At 49.4% G+C, this 21,683-nt stretch carries 17 protein-coding genes; 4 read left to right on the top strand and 13 right to left on the bottom strand.

Annotated elements, in window-relative coordinates:
* Nucleotides 1-17 precede the first annotated feature (17 nt).
* Nucleotides 18-998, bottom strand: a complete 981-nt coding sequence (locus INP79_RS10395) for a sulfate ABC transporter substrate-binding protein (RefSeq protein ID WP_194754205.1) — start codon at nucleotides 996-998, stop codon at nucleotides 18-20.
* A 353-nt stretch (nucleotides 999-1,351) separates the two neighbouring features.
* Between INP79_RS10395 and epsC the strand changes: the two genes are divergently transcribed.
* The 4 genes from epsC (at nucleotide 1,352) to INP79_RS10375 (ending at nucleotide 6,609) form a co-directional block, all read left to right on the top strand.
* Complete coding sequence (epsC, locus tag INP79_RS10390; RefSeq protein WP_194754204.1) at nucleotides 1,352-2,254, top strand: serine O-acetyltransferase EpsC; 903 nt, start codon at nucleotides 1,352-1,354, stop codon at nucleotides 2,252-2,254.
* Between the two features lie 58 nt (nucleotides 2,255-2,312).
* Nucleotides 2,313-3,227: a family 2A encapsulin nanocompartment shell protein gene (locus INP79_RS10385; RefSeq protein ID WP_019882668.1), complete on the top strand. Its 915-nt coding sequence runs from the start codon at nucleotides 2,313-2,315 to the stop codon at nucleotides 3,225-3,227.
* A complete protein-coding gene (locus INP79_RS10380) occupies nucleotides 3,214-5,115 on the top strand; it encodes a family 2A encapsulin nanocompartment cargo protein cysteine desulfurase (RefSeq protein WP_194754203.1) in 1,902 nt (633 codons plus the stop codon). Before INP79_RS10385 ends, INP79_RS10380 begins: the two co-directional genes overlap by 14 nt.
* 156 nt (nucleotides 5,116-5,271) lie before the next feature.
* Nucleotides 5,272-6,609, top strand: coding sequence for a TAXI family TRAP transporter solute-binding subunit (locus tag INP79_RS10375; RefSeq protein ID WP_194754202.1), 1,338 nt, complete (start codon nucleotides 5,272-5,274; stop codon nucleotides 6,607-6,609).
* Nucleotides 6,610-6,630: 21 nt separating this feature from the next.
* On the opposite strand, the gene INP79_RS10370 is transcribed toward INP79_RS10375, so the two are convergent.
* From INP79_RS10370 to INP79_RS10315, 12 genes are all read right to left on the bottom strand, one after another.
* Complete coding sequence (locus tag INP79_RS10370; RefSeq protein WP_228519863.1) at nucleotides 6,631-8,259, bottom strand: bifunctional diguanylate cyclase/phosphodiesterase; 1,629 nt, start codon at nucleotides 8,257-8,259, stop codon at nucleotides 6,631-6,633.
* Between the two features lie 197 nt (nucleotides 8,260-8,456).
* On the bottom strand, nucleotides 8,457-10,148 hold the full coding sequence (locus INP79_RS10365) for an EAL domain-containing protein (protein WP_194754201.1): 1,692 nt from the start codon (nucleotides 10,146-10,148) through the stop codon (nucleotides 8,457-8,459).
* 176 nt (nucleotides 10,149-10,324) lie between these two features.
* Entirely contained in the window at nucleotides 10,325-10,603 is a 279-nt protein-coding gene (locus INP79_RS10360) for a DUF2325 domain-containing protein (RefSeq protein ID WP_019882674.1), read from the bottom strand.
* A 67-nt stretch (nucleotides 10,604-10,670) separates the two neighbouring features.
* Nucleotides 10,671-11,678, bottom strand: coding sequence for a sulfate ABC transporter substrate-binding protein (locus INP79_RS10355; RefSeq protein ID WP_228519861.1), 1,008 nt, complete (start codon nucleotides 11,676-11,678; stop codon nucleotides 10,671-10,673).
* A 12-nt stretch (nucleotides 11,679-11,690) separates the two neighbouring features.
* On the bottom strand, nucleotides 11,691-13,436 hold the full coding sequence (locus tag INP79_RS10350) for an alginate export family protein (protein WP_194754200.1): 1,746 nt from the start codon (nucleotides 13,434-13,436) through the stop codon (nucleotides 11,691-11,693).
* A gap of 64 nt (nucleotides 13,437-13,500) precedes the next feature.
* Nucleotides 13,501-13,695, bottom strand: coding sequence for a YezD family protein (locus INP79_RS10345; RefSeq protein WP_194754199.1), 195 nt, complete (start codon nucleotides 13,693-13,695; stop codon nucleotides 13,501-13,503).
* A gap of 158 nt (nucleotides 13,696-13,853) precedes the next feature.
* A complete protein-coding gene (locus tag INP79_RS10340) occupies nucleotides 13,854-15,263 on the bottom strand; it encodes a porin (RefSeq protein WP_194754198.1) in 1,410 nt (469 codons plus the stop codon).
* A gap of 158 nt (nucleotides 15,264-15,421) precedes the next feature.
* The gene (lysS, locus tag INP79_RS10335) at nucleotides 15,422-16,960 is read right to left on the bottom strand and encodes a lysine--tRNA ligase (RefSeq protein ID WP_194754197.1); all 1,539 of its coding nucleotides are present in this window, start codon (nucleotides 16,958-16,960) and stop codon (nucleotides 15,422-15,424) included.
* A gap of 52 nt (nucleotides 16,961-17,012) precedes the next feature.
* Entirely contained in the window at nucleotides 17,013-18,176 is a 1,164-nt protein-coding gene (locus tag INP79_RS10330) for an ATP-binding protein (RefSeq protein WP_194754196.1), read from the bottom strand.
* A 20-nt stretch (nucleotides 18,177-18,196) separates the two neighbouring features.
* Entirely contained in the window at nucleotides 18,197-18,877 is a 681-nt protein-coding gene (locus INP79_RS10325; RefSeq protein WP_194754195.1) for a response regulator transcription factor, read from the bottom strand.
* Between the two features lie 177 nt (nucleotides 18,878-19,054).
* Nucleotides 19,055-19,627 (bottom strand): hypothetical protein, encoded by a 573-nt coding sequence (locus INP79_RS10320; protein WP_194754194.1) that lies wholly within the window; start codon nucleotides 19,625-19,627, stop codon nucleotides 19,055-19,057.
* A 29-nt stretch (nucleotides 19,628-19,656) separates the two neighbouring features.
* Nucleotides 19,657-21,573: an ATP-binding cassette domain-containing protein gene (locus INP79_RS10315; protein WP_194754551.1), complete on the bottom strand. Its 1,917-nt coding sequence runs from the start codon at nucleotides 21,571-21,573 to the stop codon at nucleotides 19,657-19,659.
* Between the last annotated feature and the right edge of the window lie 110 nt (nucleotides 21,574-21,683).

The raw sequence follows: 21,683 nt of genomic DNA, 5'->3' as shown, positions 1-21,683 counted from the left end.
ACTTCTGAAAAATCTGCTTACTTCTGATAAATCTGGTCGAAAATACCGCCATCACTAAAATGCGTATTTTCAGCCTCGTTCCAACTACCAAACACCTGCTTGACGGTGAACGTATGTAACTTCTTGAATGCCGGTTGCGCCACTTCGCTCACTTGCGGACGCAAATAATGCTTGGCAGCCAATGCTTGCCCTTGCGGTGAAAAATGGAACTCGAGATAAGCCTGCGCCACTTTACGCGTGCCTTTTTTGTCCACTACTTTATCTACTAATGACACCGGATTTTCTGCCAGCACGGTCACAGACGGATACACCACTTCATACTTGTCTTCACCCAGCTCTTTTTGCAGCAAATAGACTTCGTTTTCAAAGGTCACCAGTACATCCCCAATCTCACGCTGGGCAAAGGTCGTGGTCGCGCCGCGGCCACCGGTATCCAACACTGGCACATGCTTGAATAACTCTGTCACAAACTGGCGTGCTTTGGCTGCATCACCACCTTTTTGCGTCACATAACCCCAGGCTGCCAGGTAGCTATATTTACCGTTACCTGAGGTCTTGGGATTAGGAATCACAGACGTCACGCCTGGGCGGACCAAGTCATCCCAGTCTTTGACTTGTTTAGGATTACCTTTACGCACCAGGAATACTGTCGGTGACGCGCTGGGCACGCTATTATTTGGTAAACGTGTTTGCCAGTTGGCCGGAATCAATTTGCCTTTTTGTGCCAGGATATCAATGTCGGCACTGCGGTTCATGGTAATCACATCTGCCGGCAAGCCATCGACCACTGAGCGCGCCTGTTTGGTCGAGCCACCATGCGACTGGTTAATTGTCACGCTTTCACCGGTCTTTTCTTTCCAGTACTGCGCAAACGCCGGATTGAAATCCTTATAAAACTCCCTGGTCACATCATAAGACGCATTCAACAACTCGGCGGCTTGCAGTGACACACTGCTGAACAACACGGCCACTAAGACACTGCGCAATACAAACGGCATACATAACTCCCTTTATTATTATGAAACTGGAGAGCACTATAACGACAAACTTATATTTTTAAAAAGAATAAAAAATAATATATTTATAATATAAAGATATATTAAGCTATCCTTCCGAATGAGCCTATACATGACCCGTTAAGCACGCGCTAAAGCCGTTTTAAGAATAAAAACATATAAACAAATAATTAACGATTCTAGTCACAGGCCTGTTCAAGGCCGATGGATTCTTTTATAGTTTAAAAAGATTAACGCTGACCAGACACCTGGAAGCCAGTTTCCCCAGGAGGGGCAGCTGGCTTTTTTTTCGTCTGTACAGCAGTCAATGCCTTAGATACAGGATTGGATAGCCGATGGAAGAGATCGCGATTGAACACATCGTGCAACAACTGGCCAGCATACGCGAAAGCGCCTTGCAGCAGCGCCAGCGTTTGTCACAGCCGCCCAAATTGCCCGCCCGCAAAGCCCTGGGGAAATGCGTGGACTGGCTGGCCGCGTCCCTGTTTCCCAATCGTTTGGGCGACTCTGATATACAAGCACATGCCATTAACTTTTATGTCGGCACCACACTAGATAAAGCCTTGCGTGAGTTGCAGCAGCAAGTACGCCTGGAACTCGCCTTTAAAGCACCTGGCAGCCCCTCCAGCCAGTTTAATACGCAAGCGCATGCCATCACACACGCTTTTGCCGAGCAGTTGCCACATATCCGTCTGCAACTGGATACCGACCTGGAAGCAGCTTACCAGGGCGACCCGGCCGCAGACAGTGTCGATGAAATCCTGGTCAGCTACCCTGGCATCCTGGCCTTGATTCATTACCGCATCGCGCATGTATTGCATGGTCTGGGCCTGACCATTATTGCGCGTTTAATCACCGAAATTGCCCACTCGCAAACCGGGATTGATATCCATCCTGGCGCGCAAATTGGGGATCACTTTTTTATCGACCATGGCACGGGCGTCGTGATTGGCGAAACTGCCATTATTGGCAGTCATGTCCGCCTGTATCAGGCCGTAACATTGGGTGCCAAAAACTTCCCCAAAGATGCCAATGGCCATCTAGTCAAAAAGTTTGAACGTCACCCGATTCTGGAAGACTATGTGGTGGTGTATGCCGGTGCCACGATTCTGGGCCGCATCACGATCGGCAAACATTCTATTATTGGCGGCAATGTCTGGGTGACCCGCAGCGTGCCCGCCAATAGTCATGTCACACAAGCACATTCGGATGCCAAACCGATTCCGGTGGCTGCTTGATTTTTAACCACTCAGTTTTTAGCCGCTAATTAATTAGCTTAATAAGGAGAATAATTGTATGTCTGAACAACCAACCCAAAGCGCCTTAGGCGATGTCGCCGCACGAACGCTTGCCAATGCCACCAAATCGGTGCCCATGCTCAGCACCATCAGCCCACGCTGGTTGGTGCATTTGCTCAATTGGGTACCGGTAGAAGCTGGTATTTACCGCGTCAACAAAGCCAAAGATCCTAACGCCATTACGGTCGATTGCTCCAACAAAGACGAAAAAGAACTGCCAGCGACTTTTGTCGACTACGAAGAATGGGGCCGTGAATATGTGTTGAACGCTGTCAACACCGTGGTAGATGTACATACCCGCGTGTCTGACCTTTATAGCAGCCCGCACAACCAGATCAAAGAGCAATTGCGCCTGACCATTGAAGTGGTGAAAGAGCGTCAGGAAAGCGAACTGATCAACAACAAGGAATACGGCCTGCTGAACAACGTGGCCAAGTCACAAACGGTGAAAACCCGTAATGGCTTCCCTACTCCGGACGACCTGGACGAATTGCTGACCAAAGTCTGGAAAGAGCCTGCCTTCTTTCTGGCGCACCCGAAAGCAATTGCTGCCTTTGGCCGTGAGTGCACCCGCCGTGGCGTGCCACCGCCAACCGTGTCATTGTTTGGCTCACAATTCCTGACCTGGCGTGGTGTACCGCTGATTCCTAGCGACAAATTGCCTATCGTCAACGGCAAATCCAAAATCCTGTTGCTGCGCGTAGGCGAAAGCAAGCAAGGCGTGATTGGTTTGTATCAACCAAACCTGCCTGGCCAACAAACCATGGGCTTGTCCGTGCGCTTCATGGGTATCAACCATAAAGCGATTGCGTCCTACCTGGTCTCTCTGTATTGCTCACTGGCAGTACTGACCGAAGATGCGATTGCCGTACTGGAAGATGTCGGAGTTGACCATTACTATGACTACAAGTAATTCAATCGATTTAGCAAGCTTTGAGCCTGAGGCGATATTAGCCTCACTGCCGGGTGAGCATCCGAAGATGACGGCTGCGCTGGGCGTTGGTCGCGAACTGGAAAATACGGGGGTGCTGGATACCGCCACCCTGACGCAACTGGTAAATGATCTTTACGCCGAAGGCTTTCCGGCCACGGCCCCGTTTGCCGCAGCAGACTTTGCGCAATCATTGGCTAGTTCGCATACGCCACAACCGTCTGTGCCAGCCACTGACTCATTGACGACGAAACTGGGCAATGCGGGGGGCAGCGCTTTGGGCATATCGTCACCTAGCTACGTCCAGTCGCAAGTGCAGCCCGTTACGCTGGAAACACAGGCGCAGCAACTCACTTACGCGCCTGGCGTAGAAACATTGGCTAGTGATCCGCTGCATAACCATCCAGCACACCTGAATGTGTTGCAGCCTGACGCCGCTTACCTGGCACCAGCCGCTTTTGCCGGACTGGGCATAGAGATTCCCTATCAGCAGGAGCTTGATCGCTGGTTGGGCACAGCTGCGGGCCAGTCACCGTCATCAGCAGCATCCACGCAACCGGCCAACAAACCATCTGCGGGCAGCGCGCAATCATTTTACTTTTTGCAAGCTGAGCCAGCTGTCATCGGTAGCCTGCCCGCCTCTGCGCATCCGGCCTTTGATGTGCATGCCGTGCGCCGCGACTTCCCGATTCTGAACGAGCGCGTCAACGGTCGTCAGTTGGTGTGGTTTGATAACGCTGCAACTACGCACAAACCACAGGTAGTCATAGACCGTATCAGCTATTTCTACCAGCACGAAAACTCCAATATCCACCGTGCAGCGCATGCACTGGCGGCGCGTGCGACGGATGCTTATGAAGATGCGCGTGAAACCGTGCGCCGCTTTATCAATGCACCGTCGGTGAATAACGTGATTTTTGTGCGTGGCACCACCGAAGCGATTAACCTGGTGGCCAAAACCTGGGGCAAGAAGCATCTTGGCACTGGTGACGAGATCGTGGTCTCCAACCTTGAGCATCATGCCAATATCGTGCCCTGGCAGCAGCTATGCCAGGAAACAGGCGCGGTGATCAAGGTGATTCCGGTCGATGATAGTGGTCAGATTTTGCTGGAGGAATACCAGAAATTGCTCACGGCAAAAACCAAGCTGGTGTCTTTCACACAAGTCTCAAATGCCTTGGGCACGGTCACACCGGCGCAAGAAATGATTGCCATGGCACACCGGGTTGGCGCCAAAGTATTACTGGACGGCGCACAATCCGTCTCGCACCTGCGTACCGATGTACAAACGCTGGATGCCGACTTTTTTGTGTTTTCAGGCCATAAAATCTTCGGTCCGACTGGCATTGGCGCGCTGTATGGCAAAGCAGATGTGTTGCAAGACATGCCGGCCTGGCAAGGTGGCGGCAATATGATCCAGGACGTGACGTTTGAAAAAACGGTCTACCACGCGGCGCCTGCCAAGTTTGAAGCAGGCACCGGCAATATTGCCGATGCAGTTGGTTTGGGTGCAGCGCTGAAATATGTGGAACGCCTGGGCATTGAGAACATCGCGGCCTACGAGCATGCTTTGCTTGAATATGCCACCGCAGCCATGAGCCAGATCCCCAACCTGCGCTTGATTGGCACAGCCAAGCATAAAGCCAGCGTGCTGTCATTTGCACTCAAAGGCTATCAGAGTGAAGAAGTCGGTGCAGCGCTCAATGAAGAAGGCATTGCCGTGCGTTCTGGCCATCATTGTGCGCAACCGATTTTGCGCCGCTTTGGGGTAGAAACCACGGTGCGTCCTTCATTGGCGTTTTACAACACCTATGAAGAAATCGACCGCATGATTGCAGTCCTACAACGGCTAGCATCTTATCACGCCTAACGCAGTTTATCCTGGCAGCCATTCACCGGCCGGTGAATGGCTGTTTTTTTGCCGGTGCCCGCCAATCATCGTCAGTTGTGACATTCTGGCCAACCCTCTGTAAAATCCCCCTATCGACCAAGCGGTTGCTGCCCTCTATACACAGAATATTGACCGATGAAATTTGATCCACGCAATAACAAATTCACCTCAATTTTTACCAGAGAGATGCTGGAAGCAACGCTGCCGTCGGTGCTTCTAATCTGCCTGGCGCTGTTTTTTGCCTATAAATTCATAGACCCGGCGCCACCTCGCAAAATTGTGATCGCCACCGGCGAGTCCGATCTAAACTACAACGCATTTGCCGCTATTTACGGTGTTTATTTGCAAAAAGAAGGCATTACGCTCACGTTGCGCAAGACCTCTGGTGACACCGAAAACCTGCGCTTGTTAAAAGACGCTGAATCAGACGTTGATATTGCATTTATCCAGGACGGCGTGGCCCATAGCGAAGGCGCTGGTTCATTGTTGTCACTGGGCAGTTTGTATTACCAGCCGGTGTGGATTTTTTGCCGTTGCAAAGCCAGCACTACGCATTTATCTGCGCTCAAAGGCAAACGTATTGCCATCGGCTATGCAGGCAATGGCACGCACACCTTAGTCAGCACCTTGCTTAATGAAAGCGGAATTAATGCCAGCAATACCAGGCTTGTCGAGATTGGCGGTGAAGAGGCGGCCACGGCCTTGCGCCAGGGTAAACTCGATGCCGCACTGTTTGTCGATGTCGCCAATTCGGGCATGGTTCATGAAATGGTGACGGACAAACGTCTGCGCTTACTCAGCCTGGACACCGCAGAAGCCTTTTCACGCAAATTCGCGTTTATGCACCACCTGGTATTACCCGAAGGTGCCATGGACTTGGCACGCAATACCCCCAGCCACGATGTGCATCTGGTCGCCCCGACCGCCACACTGGTGGTGAAAGAAAACATGCACCCAGCCCTGGTCTACCTGATGATGAAAGTGATTGCTGAAGTACACGGTGGCCCGAGCATGTTTAATAGCAAGGGTGAGTTTCCATCGGCCAAGGATACCGACTTTCCACTGAGTACGCAGGCACTTAATTTTTACAAATCTGGCTTGCCGATTATTGATAAATATCTGCCATTTTGGGCGGCGACATTTGTGAACCGGACCTTGATCGTGATCTTGCCATTACTGGCCTTGCTGATTCCGCTGACCAAGATTATCCCGATGGTGTATGTGTGGCTGGTGAAACGAAAACTGTTCCGTTATTACGGTGAGTTGCGCTTTCTGGACACCCAGTTACAGGAGATCAAAAGTGCAGAAGACGTGCAGGAATGCCTGGACAAGCTCAATGATATTGAAGCCAAAGTGGTTAATGTGAAGTTACCAGTACCCTTTTCACAATATGCTTACGAGCTACGCGCGCATATTGAGCTGGTCAGGTCTAAACTCAACCATCACAAGTTTCAAACTACAGCGGGCAACTGATTGCGTGCCTGATAGCAGCACTCACGCAAGCCTTGCGCTCACCCATTGTTGCAAGGCTTGCTCTTCCATGGGCTTGGCGTATAAATAACCTTGCACCAAATCACAACCTAAGCTCTTCAGGTAGTCGGCCTGGGCTTGTGTTTCAACCCCTTCGGCCACAATCTGGTAATGAAGGTTTTTGCCGAGCACTACAATGGCGCTGGTCACCGCCTCAGAGCGCTCTTTGCCAGGCACGTCATTGACAAAAGACCGGTCTACTTTTAAATAATCACCAGGAATGTCGCGCAAATAGGCCAGGCATGAGTAACCAGTGCCAAAATCATCGATGGCCAGCTTGACGCCCAATTGTTTGAGCGCCTGCAAGCTATCAGTGCCTTTACAATCAGAGTGAATCAAGGCGCTCTCGGTCAGTTCTATCACCAGGCGGTCAGCAGACAAGCCGGTTTCACGTAACACTTGCAGCACATAATCGGTAAAGCCTGGTGAGCGTAACTGCATGGGCGAAACGTTCACCGACACTTTGGCCTTGCTCAATGCCCCTTCTTGCCAGGCAGCCACCTGCTGGCAGGCCGCTTTTAACACCCAGGCGCCCATGGGCACAATCAGGCCGGTCAACTCGGCCACGCCAATAAACTTGGCAGGCGACACCACGCCTTGTTGCGGATGTTGCCAGCGGATTAATGCTTCGACACCAACGAGTTCACCCGTCATAAAGTCCAGTTGCGGCTGGTAGACCAGGTAAAATTCCTGATGCGCAATCGCCGCCTCCAGCTCGCTGGCAAAGGCCAGGTCTTCAGGCGGTAACACCTGCTCATGCATGACGCCTTTACGGTAATAAGTAAACGTCATGATGCAGACGACTGAGATCAATGCCAGCGTGATAATCAAAGGCGTCAAACGGTAGTCGTGTTTAAAATACACACCCACGCCGCCCAACACGATGGCACACAAAAACAGCAAGCTGACGATCCAGCGCAGGTGCTTGCCAGTATCGTCCATCAACAGCAGATAACTCATTGAGGTTTGAGAGACCTGCTTGGCCAACAAGGCCGAGGCACACAGCAAGCCGCCCAGGCAAGACAACATGGAAAGCTGCCCATAGGCATCCGGAATACCATAAGCACGCGCCAGCAAGCCAGTCACCGGCAGCAACAACGCGACACTAAGCACGGCCTGGCTAGCCCGGTTACATTGATAGTGACACAACAAGAAGCCGGCGATCACCAGCAAAGACATACCGAAATCGGTCGCAATCTGGCCATGGCTGACCACTTGTGAAAAGCTGTTGATGGAGGCGATATGGCTAAAAGAGGCGTGGCTGCTTAACAACCAATAGGCTTGCAGCACATAACCGAGCAAGACGCTGCCGATGAGCCACCCGATCATGGGATGTTCACGCCTGGTGTCATAGATAACTCGCAAACTCACCACCACAAAAATAAGGTAGCTCACACTCTGCAGCACACTTAATTCAAACGTGTGGTGCAGGTCACTCAATGGGAACCCTAGCAGCACACTCACAATGCTGGCGAGCGCCAGCCAAGGAGAATACTTCTGTACCGTTCTAAGAAATCGATGCCGCATGTACTGACGTTGCGTTGTACATTCCTGAACAGTTACAGCTGACCAGTCAATGCTGGATACTGACATGTTGCCCCCTGTCGCTATCTATTATTATTGCCCGCGCTGGCAGGCAGTTTTGTTTTACTATAGGCGCAATTACATTGAGACCAACATAAAATAAAACAGGGTTTTATCATCCTTTAAATCAAATTAAATTGATACTCATGGATGATTTGCTATGAAATGGCATGAAATTATAGATAAGCAACCAAAGATATAGCGCTTCAGCGACTAATGTTCGCCACCAATGATGATGGATTGACAGATTCTGTACTGACAGCAAGGTCGTTAGCCACCCAATGCTCTAAAGCCGGTGCTTCCAGCGGCCGTGAAAACAGGAAACCTTGCGCGATATCGCAACCTATGCCTTTGAGAAAGCTGGCCTGGGCTTCGTTTTCGATGCCTTCGGCAATAATGCGGTAATCCAGGCTCTTGCCCAGGCTGACAATGGCCTGAATCACTGCCTCGGCCTTGTTATGGCCTGGCAACTCCATGACAAATGAACGGTCGACTTTTAAGTAGTCACCAGGAATATCGCGTAGGTAAGACAAGCACGAATACCCGGTGCCAAAATCATCAATTGCCAGTTTGATGCCTGCCTGTTTCAAGCGATGCATGATGCGGGCATTTTCACCATCATCTTGTACAAAAGAGCTTTCAGTCAGCTCCACCACCAGCCGCTGTGGCGGTAAGCCAGTTTCAGCCAGGATGCGTAAAATATCCTCTACCAGCGTGCCGGACTTGAGCTGCAAAGCAGACACATTCACAGCCACTTCCATCTGTCCCAATACCGGGTGATGGTTCCACTGCGCTGCCTGCGTGCAAGCGGTTCGCATCACCCATTTGCCTAAAGGCACAATCAGGCCAGTGAGTTCTGCCACGCGAATAAATTTTTCAGGTGAGATCACGCCTTTTTCGGGATGCCGCCAGCGCACCAGCGCCTCAACGCCTTTTAACTTACCTGTATTGAAATCGACTTGCGGTTGATACACCATAAAAAACTGCTGACTATCCAACGCTGCTTCCAATTGGCTGGCAAAGTCCATATCCGTGGCCGGGAGCACTAGGTCGGTGCTTTGCCCTTTGCGGTAATAAGTCACCGTCATGGTATAGACAATGGCCAGAATCGCCACCACCACTAACGCCGGTAATGCACGCATATTGTCTTCAAACTCGACGCCAGCCCTGGCCAACATGATGGCAAAAAAGCTTAAGAACACAATGCTGAAGCGTATCTGCTTACCGTTATCGTCCATCAACAATAAATAACTCATGGGCGGATGCGACGCGTGCCTGGCCAATAAACCAAAGGCACATAACAAACCACTCAGGGTCGCTAATGGTGGCATCAGGCCGTAAGGATGGGCAATGCCGCACAAAAAACCCAGCAGCGGGATCAAGGGAATCATCACCGCAACACACAAAATTGCCTGACTGGTAGCCAGCCAGCCAGAACGCTGGAATAGATAGGAAATGGCAATCAGGCAAGCCAGCAAAGCGCCTGAGGCATATTCCACCAGCCTTGAGTCTTGTTGCACCTGCAGGTCATTCGCAATGCGCAGCAGATGTGCAGTATCGTTAAAATCGGCGGCATAAGGGGAAAGTTGCACCATAAACAAACTAATGGTGACCAGCGACATAGTGAGCATGGCCAGATTGGTGCGGCCGTTTTCGAGCAGCAAATTGTAGCTCACCAGAATAAATGTGAGATAAGTGAGTAGTTGTGCCAGCCAGACATTGTTATCTACGTCTAACAGGTAATGTGGAAAGCCCAGCAAACCGCATACCATGCTTGCCATCGCCAAAAAATGAGTATGGTCCTGTACTTTACGCACAAGACGATGACGCATAAACTGCCGCTGCGTTATATTTTCGCTGAGTGGCGCTGCCAGTTCGCCAATCCCGGTTTGACTCATTATTTACCCTTTAACCGCTATCACCGCATTATTCTGAGCCGTCGACACAGAAAAATTCTTGAGTCAGGTCATTAAACCTGAAATCTCATTAGGGTTATCGGCCAAACAAACGGATAAATTTAGACCTAATTTAAAAAAAATTAATATTTAAGACTGCGTAACCGTGCAACGCGTGATCAGGCCGCTTCGAGTACGCGCTGCATACCATCGGCACTATTGCGTGTATACACGACCTTGAGGCCGCGTTTGTGCGCCACATGCTTGATACGGTACATCATGGAATGATTGAGCCAGCCGGTGACCAACACAATCACATTGACGTTTGCCGGTAGCTCGCGCTTCACATCTCCGGGCTTTCTGCCTGTCCAGTGATCAATTTTATCGATCCCCTGCGCTTGCAGTACCTGCTTGATGCCTTCAATACGGTCACCACCAATCACTAATGCTTTTGACATGAAACACTCTCCTTTTGTAGAGAAAGAAAAAGGCATTGGGTAAATGCCTTTTTCTGTTGATCAAATCTTATTTTTGGTAAATCTCGTCAAACACGCCCCCATCGGCAAAATGTGTTTTCTGTGCTTTTTGCCAGCCGCCAAACGTTTCATCAATCTTGATCAAATTGACCTTTGGAAACTGTTTTTCGTATTTCTTGGCGACAGATTCCAAGGTTGGGCGGTAGTAATTCTTCGCCGCAATTTCCTGGCCTTCTTCGCTATACAAATACTCCAGGTAAGCTTTTGCAACCGCTTCAGTACCATGTCGCTTGGCATTTTTATCAACCACCGTCACTGGCGGCTCAGCCAAAATTGACAAGGATGGCACCACGATATCAAACTTGTCCGGGCCCAACTCTTTCTGCGCCAGGAAAGCCTCGTTCTCCCATGCCAGCAACACATCACCAATGCCGCGTTCGACAAATGTGGTGGTTGAGCCACGCGCACCGCTATCCAGCACCGGCACGTTTTTAAACAGCTTTTTCAAGAAGTCCTTGGCTTTGGCATCATCATTATTGTTCTGCTTAAGCGCATAAGCATAAGCAGCCAGGTAGTTCCAGCGTGCACCACCCGAGGTTTTCGGGTTAGGCGTAATCACCGAAGTCCCTGGTTTCACCAGATCATTCCAGTCCTTGATGTTTTTCGGGTTGCCTTTACGCACCAAGAACACAATAGTAGAGGTATAAGGTGAGCTGTTATGCGGCAGACGTTTTTGCCAGTCTGGCCCGAACAAGCGCCCTTTACTGCCGACTTCGTCAATGTCATAAGACAAGGCCAGTGTCACCACATCGGCCTGCAAGCCATCGATTACTGAACGCGCCTGCTTGCCGGAACCACCGTGTGATTGCTTGATCACCACATTGTCACCAGTTTTGGCTTTCCAGTACTTGGCAAATGCATCGTTATAGTCTTGATACAGCTCACGCGTTGGATCATAAGACACGTTGAGCAGGTTCACATCGGCAGCTGATGCAGCCACTGGTAATACAAAGGCGACTGCGGCAATCACCTTAAGTAAGGTCGTATTAAATTTCATGCTGTTCCCCGATTAAAAACCTAACAAAGTGAGTTCAGTGTAGAAAAAGTCTGAGCTATCAGAACGGTTCTGGTCAAAAGCGGTACGGTTGTTAGCTGAAGCGCTTACAGCATCTTGAACAAAATCACCCGCCCAGAAGTGTGCATAACCCAAATTGAGTGACGCATATTGGTTCAGCGGGAAACGTACACGCAAGTCGTATTCTTTACCCAGATCTGAGCCAGATCTCCCGGTGGCATCTTGCAAGTTATTGCCAGCAGCCCAGCGATCTGTAGCATCATCCAGGCGGTACCAGCTAAAGCCAGTATCGACTTTTACGTTATCCAGGAATGGGACTTTAGGGTCGAATTCCACACGTACTTTGGCGGCACGAATGTTATTCATCTGCACGTAGTCGTTGTTAGACCAAGGACGCGCAAAGCCAAACAAGCGGTCGAAACCTTGGTTATCAGAAGTATCTGTGTTGGTATTACCTCCTGACACATGGTCACCGCTGGCTACGCCGTAAGAAGCGCTGAAGCGTGGCTTCCATGCATGTTTATTGAAGGTGTAACCAACCTCAGCGTTATAGGCATAGGCATCATGGTCTACGTTGATATAACGACCCGCAGCCACAGTTGTTCCAATGAAACGCTGCACATGCCCCCATTGTTTATTGTAAGCAGCATCGTAATCCCACTGTGTGCCAGGAATCACACCAAACACGCGAATACCTGCAGTGTTAATTTCACGATCGACTTGAGCTCTTGCTTCCTGTATTGCGGTGTAAGCAAGAGGACTAGGAGAAACACTACGATCACTATACGCAGACCCATTACCATCATACTTAACCTTATCGCCATCTTGCTTCAGGTAGAAATAATATGGCTGAATCGTCACGTATTCAGACCAACGGCGCCAATCACCCACCAATCCGTAAAATTTTTGGGCATGATCAACTTGATCCAGCTCTGATGCAAAACGTTGTACCGGTTGCACAGCAAACGCTTCCAATTGCCAGTCATTTTTCTTTTCACCAATGTTGGCACGAATACCCTGGAATGTATTAGTTGTGTTACGCCATTCGTTACGGGCAATCAAACGACGATCCAGATCTTCCCAGGCCAAACGGCCACCGCGTACCCAGAATGGGCGGTTATTACCCAGGTCATCTTTACCGAAAATGCTCTCTTTGAAATACAACTCCAGATAGGCTTGTAGAAAGTCTGCATGATTGATGTCTCTGGGGTCGCTAGATAAGCGACGATCTGTACTGCTGTTGTAATCGCTATGATTACGGCGAGAATCCTGCACCTCGACCGCAAAACGGAATGGGTCCAAGATATTCTTCAAGCCCACAAAAGCGCGTGTACGCAGTAAGAGTGGTTCATCAATATTTTCACGGGCACGACGAAAATCGTTTTGACGGCTTTCAAAACGAGCGCGATGCTCAAAGCCGATGTCCAACCAATCAACATCAGCAAATGTATCGTAGTCTTTCAGCCAGGTTTTATTAGCCTGTTTCACATACTTTGGCGGCTCGGTTTCTTTTTGTGTGCCATAACTACGGCGCTCAACGTAATAGCCACTTGCTGCTTTGGCAGCCGCTTTTTCTTCAGCCTTGATTTCTTCCAGGCGTGCTTTTACTTTCTTTTGTTGCTCAGCATCCTCTATTTGTGTCTCTGCCAGCTGTACCTCTTCTGCTGCTGAGGCCACGCCATTACCTAGCCACCACACACCTGCGGTTGCCAGTGCAAGACTTAATTTCTTTAACTGCATGTATTATCTCCCGTGAATTAATGACTTCCAGCAGCCTGGTCAGTGCTCAGTAAAATTTTATCAACTACTTCTTCGGTTTTATCTGATGATCAAAGCGGACTTTCTCGCGCCGCTCAATTTGTGTCACCCGCCCATCATGCACCGTAATTTCAATCGAACCATAGCCGGTATCCTGCTGCACAGCCGAAATGGCTGCCGCCACGATGGCAAGTACGGCCTCGTCAGGTTTTGTTTCCGGTTTGTTTAATACTGTAGACATGATGCCCCTCACTGCATTGAATGAACGGCATTATTTCAGACTATTAATATTTAAAAAAATAATTATTTGTTATTTTTATATTACTTTTAACTATATAAGAGATAAAAAAAATCCCGCAATACTGCGGGATTTCAATTTAAGTGTTGATACGCTTGTTATTAGAAGTTGTACTGGACTTGTACGCGCAAAGCATCTGCGGTAAAGCTTTGATAATCCACTGCACGCGCAAGGTTACCAGTTACCAGGTTATTACGCTTCATGTGATGATATTCAGCCATAATCTCAACCTCTGGTGCAAGTTGCCACTCCACACCCAACTCCCAATCGTTTACGTGGTTCTCAGGGGCATTGGTTTCAGCTTTGTTATAACCATCAAAGTATTGCCATTTGACAAATGGAATCAAAGTGCCATTCGTTTCCAGGAATTGGAAATTATCGATCTTGTACATCGCTTGTACATAGCCACCTTGTAGATGTTTTTCCTCAATTCTATTCTGTGCAGTGTCCAAACCAGGTGTAGTACCCCAGTTCCATTCCGCTTGCAAACCGAATGGCTGAGGATACATGATAAAGCTAACGCCTACACGTTCATCTTTGATACCTTTAGTGGTCGTCACTCCATCTTTAAACACACCTGGTGTAGTAGCACTGGCGCTAGCTGTTCTTCTGTAAGCGCCAGCCGACGGTTGGTAATCTCCGGAATAGGCTTGAATACCAGCCTCATAGATCTGGCCGGATTCAGTTTTCCAAGGGTAAGTAGCACGTGCTACCACATGGTAGTTATCGTTAACGTCACTACGGTTAGCGCCCTGACCATTATATAAACCAACACCAACCATACCGTAGTTGCCAGAATGTTTCAGGCCTTTATCGTTGATTTCTTTAAACAATGCCTGAACATTTTCTGGCGTGTAGTAGTAAAACGCACCTGTATCACGCTCATCACGCACAGCACTGTTCATCGCATCTACACGATCCATCGCCAAGCGGTTAGAAGACGATTGCAGGTTTTCGAAACCATAAGGCACTTTAGATTGACCCACACGTACGCGGTGAACTTTAGCCTTATCAATGTTGATATCACCGTAAGCGTCACGAAGCTGTGCAATGTTGTTTGTACCACTAGCAGATGATGCAAAGTCAGGCTGGATGTAGTAGCTCAGATGGTCACCAAAATCACCAAAAATAATGATACGTGCACGACGAATCAAAAAGTTCTTGTCGGGGTTGATGGAGTCATCAGTCCCTACGGAACGGTCGGACCATAAATCGACAGGATGCGCAGGATTATCACCGTCATTACCAATCATTGCCGTGACACGATTTTGCACATAACCACGCATATTCACGCGGCTAGTCCAGCTTTTGCTTTCTTTCTTTTTCTGCACTTCAACTTCATTAGTACGGCCCTTCATCAGCAAAGCGCCTTCTTCTTCAGTCAAAACACCTTTGCTAATCAATGCCTGCACCAGGTCAGTAGTTGAATCAGCATATGAGACAGACGTCAAACCTGTTAACAAGCCACCGGCCAAGGTTGCCATCAACAAACGACGAAACTTCAAATTCATTATTATCCCCTGTTATAAGATTACATGTGTGTATCCGGGACGTATTTTGAATTTTCAATATGACAGTTTGATGACAAACCTTACATATTTCTTACAGGCAGACTATTAGTAACAAAAAAGCCACCCTTATCGGGTGGCTCCATGTTATTTTGATTGGTTTAGCTTTCCGCGCGCATATGCGGGAACAGAATCACATCGCGAATGCTTGGGCTATCCGTAATCAGCATCACCAGGCGGTCAATACCAATGCCACAACCACCGGTCGGCGGCATGCCATATTCCAGGGCACGGATAAAGTCCGCATCGTAATACATGGCTTCCTGGTCACCCGCCTCTTTGGCTTTCATTTGGGCATGGAAGCGCGCGGCCTGGTCTTCTGCATCGTTCAGCTCGCTAAAGCCATTGGCCATTTCGCGGCCGGTAATAAACAGCTCAAAACGTTCAGTGATTTCAGGGTGCTTGTCTGAAGCACGCGCCAAAGGCGACACTTCCACCGGGTAATCAATAATATAGGTTGGCTGCCACAGCTGGCTTTCCGCAGTTTCTTCAAACAGGGACAACTGTAGTGAACCCAAACCAGCATGGTCAAACGGCTTCACACCAAATTTTAATAACTCCTGACGGATGAAATCAGCGTCATCGAGTTGCGCCAGCGTATATTGTGGCGCATATTTTTGAATGGCACCGACAATGGTCAAACGCTCGAACGGCTTGCTTAAATCGACTTCTTTGCCAGCATAGCTCAATACTGCCGTACCGTTGGCCGCAATCGCTGCCGCACGGATACATTGCTCGGTAAAATCCATCAACCATTGGTAGTCAGTATAAGCCGCGTAGAACTCCATCATGGTGAACTCAGGGTTATGACGCACGCTGAGGCCTTCATTACGGAAGTTACGGTTGATTTCAAACACGCGCTCAAAACCGCCCACAATCAGGCGCTTCAGGTAGAGCTCTGGCGCAATACGCATAAACATCTGCATATCGAGCGCATTATGATGCGTGACAAATGGCTTGGCTGACGCACCACCAGGAATCGGGTGCAACATGGGCGTTTCCACTTCAAGAAACTCGTTGTCATTCATAAACTGGCGAATCGCCGCCACGACTTTTGAGCGCGCTTTAAAGGTTGCGCGGGTTTCTTCAGAGGTGATCAGGTCAACATAACGCTGACGGTATTTGATTTCCTGATCTTGCAGACCATGGAATTTTTCTGGCAATGGGCGCAGCGACTTGGTCAGCAAACGCAGTTCGGTCACATGCACCGACAGCTCACCGGTGCGGGTTTTAAACAAACGTCCGCGCGCCCCCAGAATGTCACCCATGTCCCAGTGTTTAAAGCTCTCGTAGAGTTCTTCGCCGATTTCATCACGTGCAACATACAGTTGAATACGCGCCGTGCTGTCTTGAATCGTCGCAAAACTGGCTTTGCCCATGACGCGCTTGAGCATCATGCGACCGGCCACCACAACCACAATCTCTTGCGGATCCAGCACGTCTTTCTCTGTGGCAGCATAAGTCTCCTGTAAAACAGCTGCCTTATGCTCAGGCTTGAAGTCGTTAGGAAACGTCGCGACTTGTGCAGATTGCGCCTGTTCGCGCAGCAGGCGCAACTTTTCGCGACGCTCTGCAATCACGTGATTCTCATCAACGACTGACTCTGTCGTGCTGTCTGGGTTGGAATGTTGTGCTGTCATAAAGTATCCGGCTATCGTCTGCGTTATTCGTAAACCCGCTATTTTAGCATTGTTACATCCAATTTTTAGACTCTTGATCGGTAGGAGCCTCATGCTTTTCGGGCAAATGGATACGGATCATAAAACCATGCGGACTGAGATTGGTCGCTTTGACGAAACCACCATGCGCTTCAACGATATGCTTGGTCATGGCCAAGCCGATGCCATGGCCGTCCACCTGTGATGCGCGACGTCCGCGTACAAACGGCCTGAAGATTTGCTCAAGCTCTTGCGGCTCGACGCCCTGGCCTTGATCCTCCACTTCCAGGATCACTTCACTGGTACGTGCACTGTGTTGCAACTCAATCGTTACCACGCCACTCTCTGGGCCATATTTCACGGCATTGCGGATCACATTGTCGATTGCCCGTTGCAACAACTCCAACTGGCCGTCCACGACTACAGCATCCTCCGGCATATCCAGATGCAGCTTGGCCTCATGTTTCTCGAATAGCACATCACCCACAATCCCGGTCAGCAGTTCTTTTAAATCGACCTCGGTCTTTTGCAGCTTTTGCATGCCCGATTCAAATCGAAAGATTTCCAGCAACTCTGAAATCATTCTTTCCATGCGTACCGCTTCCAGCTCAACACGCTGTAAAGAGCTTTGCATTTTCTTGGGATTCTGCATCACCAGGCCCACCGACATCTGTATCCTGGCTAATGGCGAACGTAACTCGTGAGAAACATGATGCAACATTTTGGATTGGCTTTTAATCATGTTGTTAAGGCGCAATGCCATCAAGTCAAATGCTTCACCCAACTCAGAAAATTCATCGTGACTGGCGGTGATTTTGGGGCTCACCCTGACCAGCAAATCCCCTTCTGCGGCACTCTTCAGATGATCAAGCAATAACTTGATGGGATGCGAAATTGACCAGGCCAGGACTCCGGCAAAAATGCTGCTGGAGACGAGGCTGTAGATCAGTACATATAAAGGCAGGCTAAAGTATTGCCTCTCAGCCGACGGTTGATCGGCCTTCACTGACTGAGACTCAGGCTTTAAGGCATTTGGCTTGGTCTCACAGTCGCTTGCTGAGGTGCAAGCCTGCGAGACTGTATGATGCATGGGAGATTGTTGATGGGTCTGCCACTCAACAATATTACCAACGATGAGATCGGTGGAGATGAGCGCCAAAAAGAATGCTAAGAATAACTTCCAGAACAGGCGCCCCATAACCCTCGCGTTTAATTCACTTACTCTCTAACAAGTTGGTATCCGACGCGGTAAATGGTTTGTATCACATTCACACCGCCAGACACTTCTGATATTTTTTGACGGATACTACTTAAATGCACGTCAATACTACGGTCATATTTGACCAACGGACGACCCAGCGCCTTGATGGACAAATCTTCTTTGCTCACAATCGTACCGGCGTGCTTGGCCAGAATTTCAATCAGGCTGAATTCCGTACTGGTAAACACAATCGGCTTGTCAGCCCAGAATACTTTTCTGCGCTCGCTGGACACCACCAACTGGCCAACCACAATATCGTTGCCTTTAGGCGTGTCACTGGTATGACGGCGCAAAATGGCACGAATTCTGGCAACCAACTCTCTTGGCAGACAGGGTTTCTGCACGTAGTCATCCGCGCCGCCTTCCAAACCTTCAATGCGGCCTTCATTGTCGTCTTTAGCCGTCAGCATCAGCACAGGGATATCGGAATGTTGTCTGACATTGCGTAACGTCTGCAAACCATCCTGACCTGGCATCATGACATCAAGAATCACTAGGTCAAACTTACCGGCAAGCACATATTGCTCACCCGTCAATCCATCGTGCGCAGTCGTCACCGCAAAGCCCTCTTGCGTCAGGAACTCCTTCAGCATATTGGCTAATTCAACATCATCGTCAATCAACAGCAGCTTGCTCATTTATGTCCTTTTTTAAAAGATAACACAAGGCTTATCCTAATATTTAGCCTTGGAATATTATGAACAATTAAATTGATTAACAAGCGTAAATGGCCTAACTTTACCCAAGTTTTCAAACTGTATCAAAAATGTTAAACAATTTTAAAGTATACCTGAAAATTTTATGATGCTAAACGGCTAATCAGCCGTAAATGCCTCACATAACTGACTTAGCAATTGACCAAACAGTGGCAGCACCTCTTCCGGACTATGCGGGCTATCATCATCTGTCGTTGCAATCATATAGCTAATGGTCACTTTATCCAGGTTTTCACGGTACTCCTGCCAATGTTCAGACTCCGCTTCTGCAATCAGTTTGAACTTATGAAAGCCAGATTCAATAATCTCAGCCAGCATCTCTGGCGCAAGCCCATCAAACAGGGTTTTACCGATGGTAATCTGCGCCCTATCGTAGTCAGGATGACGCCCTTCCTGAGTGAGTGGCATGAATAAGAAGGCATACACCATCACTCCGAAGCATTGATATACACCTAGCATATCAAAATCGTTTTCCAGCTCTTCTGCCGGATGGCGGTCAGCGGACTGAATCGCTTTAAATGTTAAAAAGCTCGCCAGATAATGTATAGCGTCTTCGATTTCAACATTGGCAAAGGCTTCTACAGCTTGTGCTTCAGACTGAATACCCGCACTAGTCTGCGCCTGGCATAGCTGATACATAAACCTCAAACGTTCTTCATAAGTCATTTCCATGATGATCCCTTTAATTAATATTATCCGTGTTATTCAATCTCAGGCAGGGCTTCCAGTTTTTCCTGCACGTCTAACCACTGCTCTTCGATGACATCGAGTTGTTTTTGATTTTCACTTTGCGAAATCAGCAGCGCCTGCAATGTTTCACGCTGCTCTACCTCGTAAATCGCACTATCCGCCAGACGGTTTTCTACGTCTTGCTTTTCCTGCGTGAGCTTGGTCAACTGTGTTTCCAATGTCGCCAGCGTTTTGAGCAAAGGTCTGCGCTCCACCAGGCGTGCCTGTCGATCCGCTTTTTGCTGATGGTAGCTGTTCTGCTTGGCGGCCGCAGGCCGACTCGCAGTGACCTCACTCTGTGCAGCCTTCTGCAAAGAGTCTTTGTAATCTTCCAGGTCACCATCAAACACACTGGCTTGCCCATCAGCCACCAGTACAAATTTTTCGCAACATGTGGCAAGCAGCGTACGGTCATGTGAAACCATCACCATGCCACCTTCATAAGCCTGTAATGCCATAGACAATGCATGCCGCATTTCAATGTCCAGGTGGTTGGTCGGTTCATCCAGCAGAATCAGGTTGGGCCGTTGCCAGATCAGCATCGCCAATGCCAGGCGCGATTTTTCACCGCCTGAGAACGGGCCGCAAGGCGCTTTGGCCATCTCGCCGCGGAAATCAAATCCGCCCAAAAAGTCCAGCAGCTCCTGCTCTCTGGCATTGGCGTCCAGTCGCTGCAAATGCTGCAAGGGCGAGTCGCTGGCAACCAGTTGCTCCAGCTGATGCTGGGCAAAATAGCCGATACGTAAATCTTTACCTTCTACCCGCTCGCCCGACAATAAGGTTTCTGACTGCGCCAGCGCTTTAATCAAGGTGGACTTGCCAGCGCCATTCTTACCCAGCAAACCGATGCGCTCACCAGGTCGTATCGCCAGATGCCCTAGTTTGACCAGGGTTTGACCTGCATAGCCCAACCCCGCCTGATTCATCACCAGTAAAGGATCAGGCACCGAACCCAGGTCACGAAAACTGAAACTGAACGGGGAATCTACATGCGCAGCACTGATACGCTCCATGCGCTCAAGTGCCTTGATGCGGCTTTGTGCCTGGCGTGCCTTGGTCGCCTGTGCACGAAAACGATCAATATATTTCTGCAAATGCGCCATTTGCTGCTGTTGCTTTTGATAGCTGGCTTGCTGCAATGTCAGCTTTTCTGCACGTTGGCGCTCAAAATCACTATAGCCACCGCGATACAAAGTCAGTTGTTGCTGCTCTATATGTAGAATATGGTTAACAGTGTTATCAAGAAACTCGCGGTCATGCGAAATCAGTAACAAGGTGCCGCGATAGGCACTCAGCCAGCCCTCAAGCCAGATAACGGCTTCAATATCCAGGTGGTTGGTCGGCTCATCCAGCAATAACAAATCCGAGCGGCACATTAAAGCACGCGCCAGGTTGAGGCGCATACGCCAGCCCCCGGAAAAATCACTGACCGGACGACTTAACTGTGACTGAGAAAATCCCAGGCCGGCCAATAAGGCACTGGCCCTGGCTTCTGCACTATAGCCATCAATATCCGCCAGGCGCTGATGCCATTCGGCGACATGCAACGGGTCATGGCTTTCGCCTGCATTACCTTCCCCGGCATCCGCTTGCGCCAGGTGCGCTTGCAAGGTGCGCAACTCTTCATCGCCATCCAGGGTATATTCGAGTGCAGATTGCGACAGCGCAGGCGTTTCCTGTGCCACATGCGCAATCACCCATTGTGGCGGCATCAGCAACTCGCCCACATCCGCCGTGAGCTCACCGCGCAGCAAAGCAAACAGGGTCGATTTACCCGCGCCATTGGCCCCGGTCAGACCGACGCGATGCCCAGGATGCAACTGGAAACTGGCCGCTTCGACCAGTGTTTTGCCTGCTCTGGAAAAAGTCAGTTGTTTAAACTGAATCACTGACAATCACTTTCATTTAAAAACGATATTGCAAAAGAGTGGCATTTTAAACGAATCATTCAGGCTCTGGCTGAATAATTCCGCGACTTCCCACCTCTTCTACTGCGGCT

Origin of the sequence: Methylophilus sp. QUAN, from assembly GCF_015354445.1 — a bacterium.
Classification (GTDB): domain Bacteria; phylum Pseudomonadota; class Gammaproteobacteria; order Burkholderiales; family Methylophilaceae; genus Methylophilus.
This window is presented reverse-complemented; position numbering and strand designations above follow the sequence as displayed.

Coding starts and splice junctions, on each gene's coding strand:
- INP79_RS10395 (WP_194754205.1), bottom strand. CDS start 998: ATGCCGTTTGTATTGCGCAGTGTCTTAGTGGCCGTGTTGTTCAGCAGT.
- epsC (WP_194754204.1), top strand. CDS start 1,352: ATGGAAGAGATCGCGATTGAACACATCGTGCAACAACTGGCCAGCATA.
- INP79_RS10385 (WP_019882668.1), top strand. CDS start 2,313: ATGTCTGAACAACCAACCCAAAGCGCCTTAGGCGATGTCGCCGCACGA.
- INP79_RS10380 (WP_194754203.1), top strand. CDS start 3,214: ATGACTACAAGTAATTCAATCGATTTAGCAAGCTTTGAGCCTGAGGCG.
- INP79_RS10375 (WP_194754202.1), top strand. CDS start 5,272: ATGAAATTTGATCCACGCAATAACAAATTCACCTCAATTTTTACCAGA.
- INP79_RS10370 (WP_228519863.1), bottom strand. CDS start 8,259: ATGTCAGTATCCAGCATTGACTGGTCAGCTGTAACTGTTCAGGAATGT.
- INP79_RS10365 (WP_194754201.1), bottom strand. CDS start 10,148: ATGAGTCAAACCGGGATTGGCGAACTGGCAGCGCCACTCAGCGAAAAT.
- INP79_RS10360 (WP_019882674.1), bottom strand. CDS start 10,603: ATGTCAAAAGCATTAGTGATTGGTGGTGACCGTATTGAAGGCATCAAG.
- INP79_RS10355 (WP_228519861.1), bottom strand. CDS start 11,678: ATGAAATTTAATACGACCTTACTTAAGGTGATTGCCGCAGTCGCCTTT.
- INP79_RS10350 (WP_194754200.1), bottom strand. CDS start 13,436: ATGCAGTTAAAGAAATTAAGTCTTGCACTGGCAACCGCAGGTGTGTGG.
- INP79_RS10345 (WP_194754199.1), bottom strand. CDS start 13,695: ATGTCTACAGTATTAAACAAACCGGAAACAAAACCTGACGAGGCCGTA.
- INP79_RS10340 (WP_194754198.1), bottom strand. CDS start 15,263: ATGAATTTGAAGTTTCGTCGTTTGTTGATGGCAACCTTGGCCGGTGGC.
- lysS (WP_194754197.1), bottom strand. CDS start 16,960: ATGACAGCACAACATTCCAACCCAGACAGCACGACAGAGTCAGTCGTT.
- INP79_RS10330 (WP_194754196.1), bottom strand. CDS start 18,176: ATGGGGCGCCTGTTCTGGAAGTTATTCTTAGCATTCTTTTTGGCGCTC.
- INP79_RS10325 (WP_194754195.1), bottom strand. CDS start 18,877: ATGAGCAAGCTGCTGTTGATTGACGATGATGTTGAATTAGCCAATATG.
- INP79_RS10320 (WP_194754194.1), bottom strand. CDS start 19,627: ATGGAAATGACTTATGAAGAACGTTTGAGGTTTATGTATCAGCTATGC.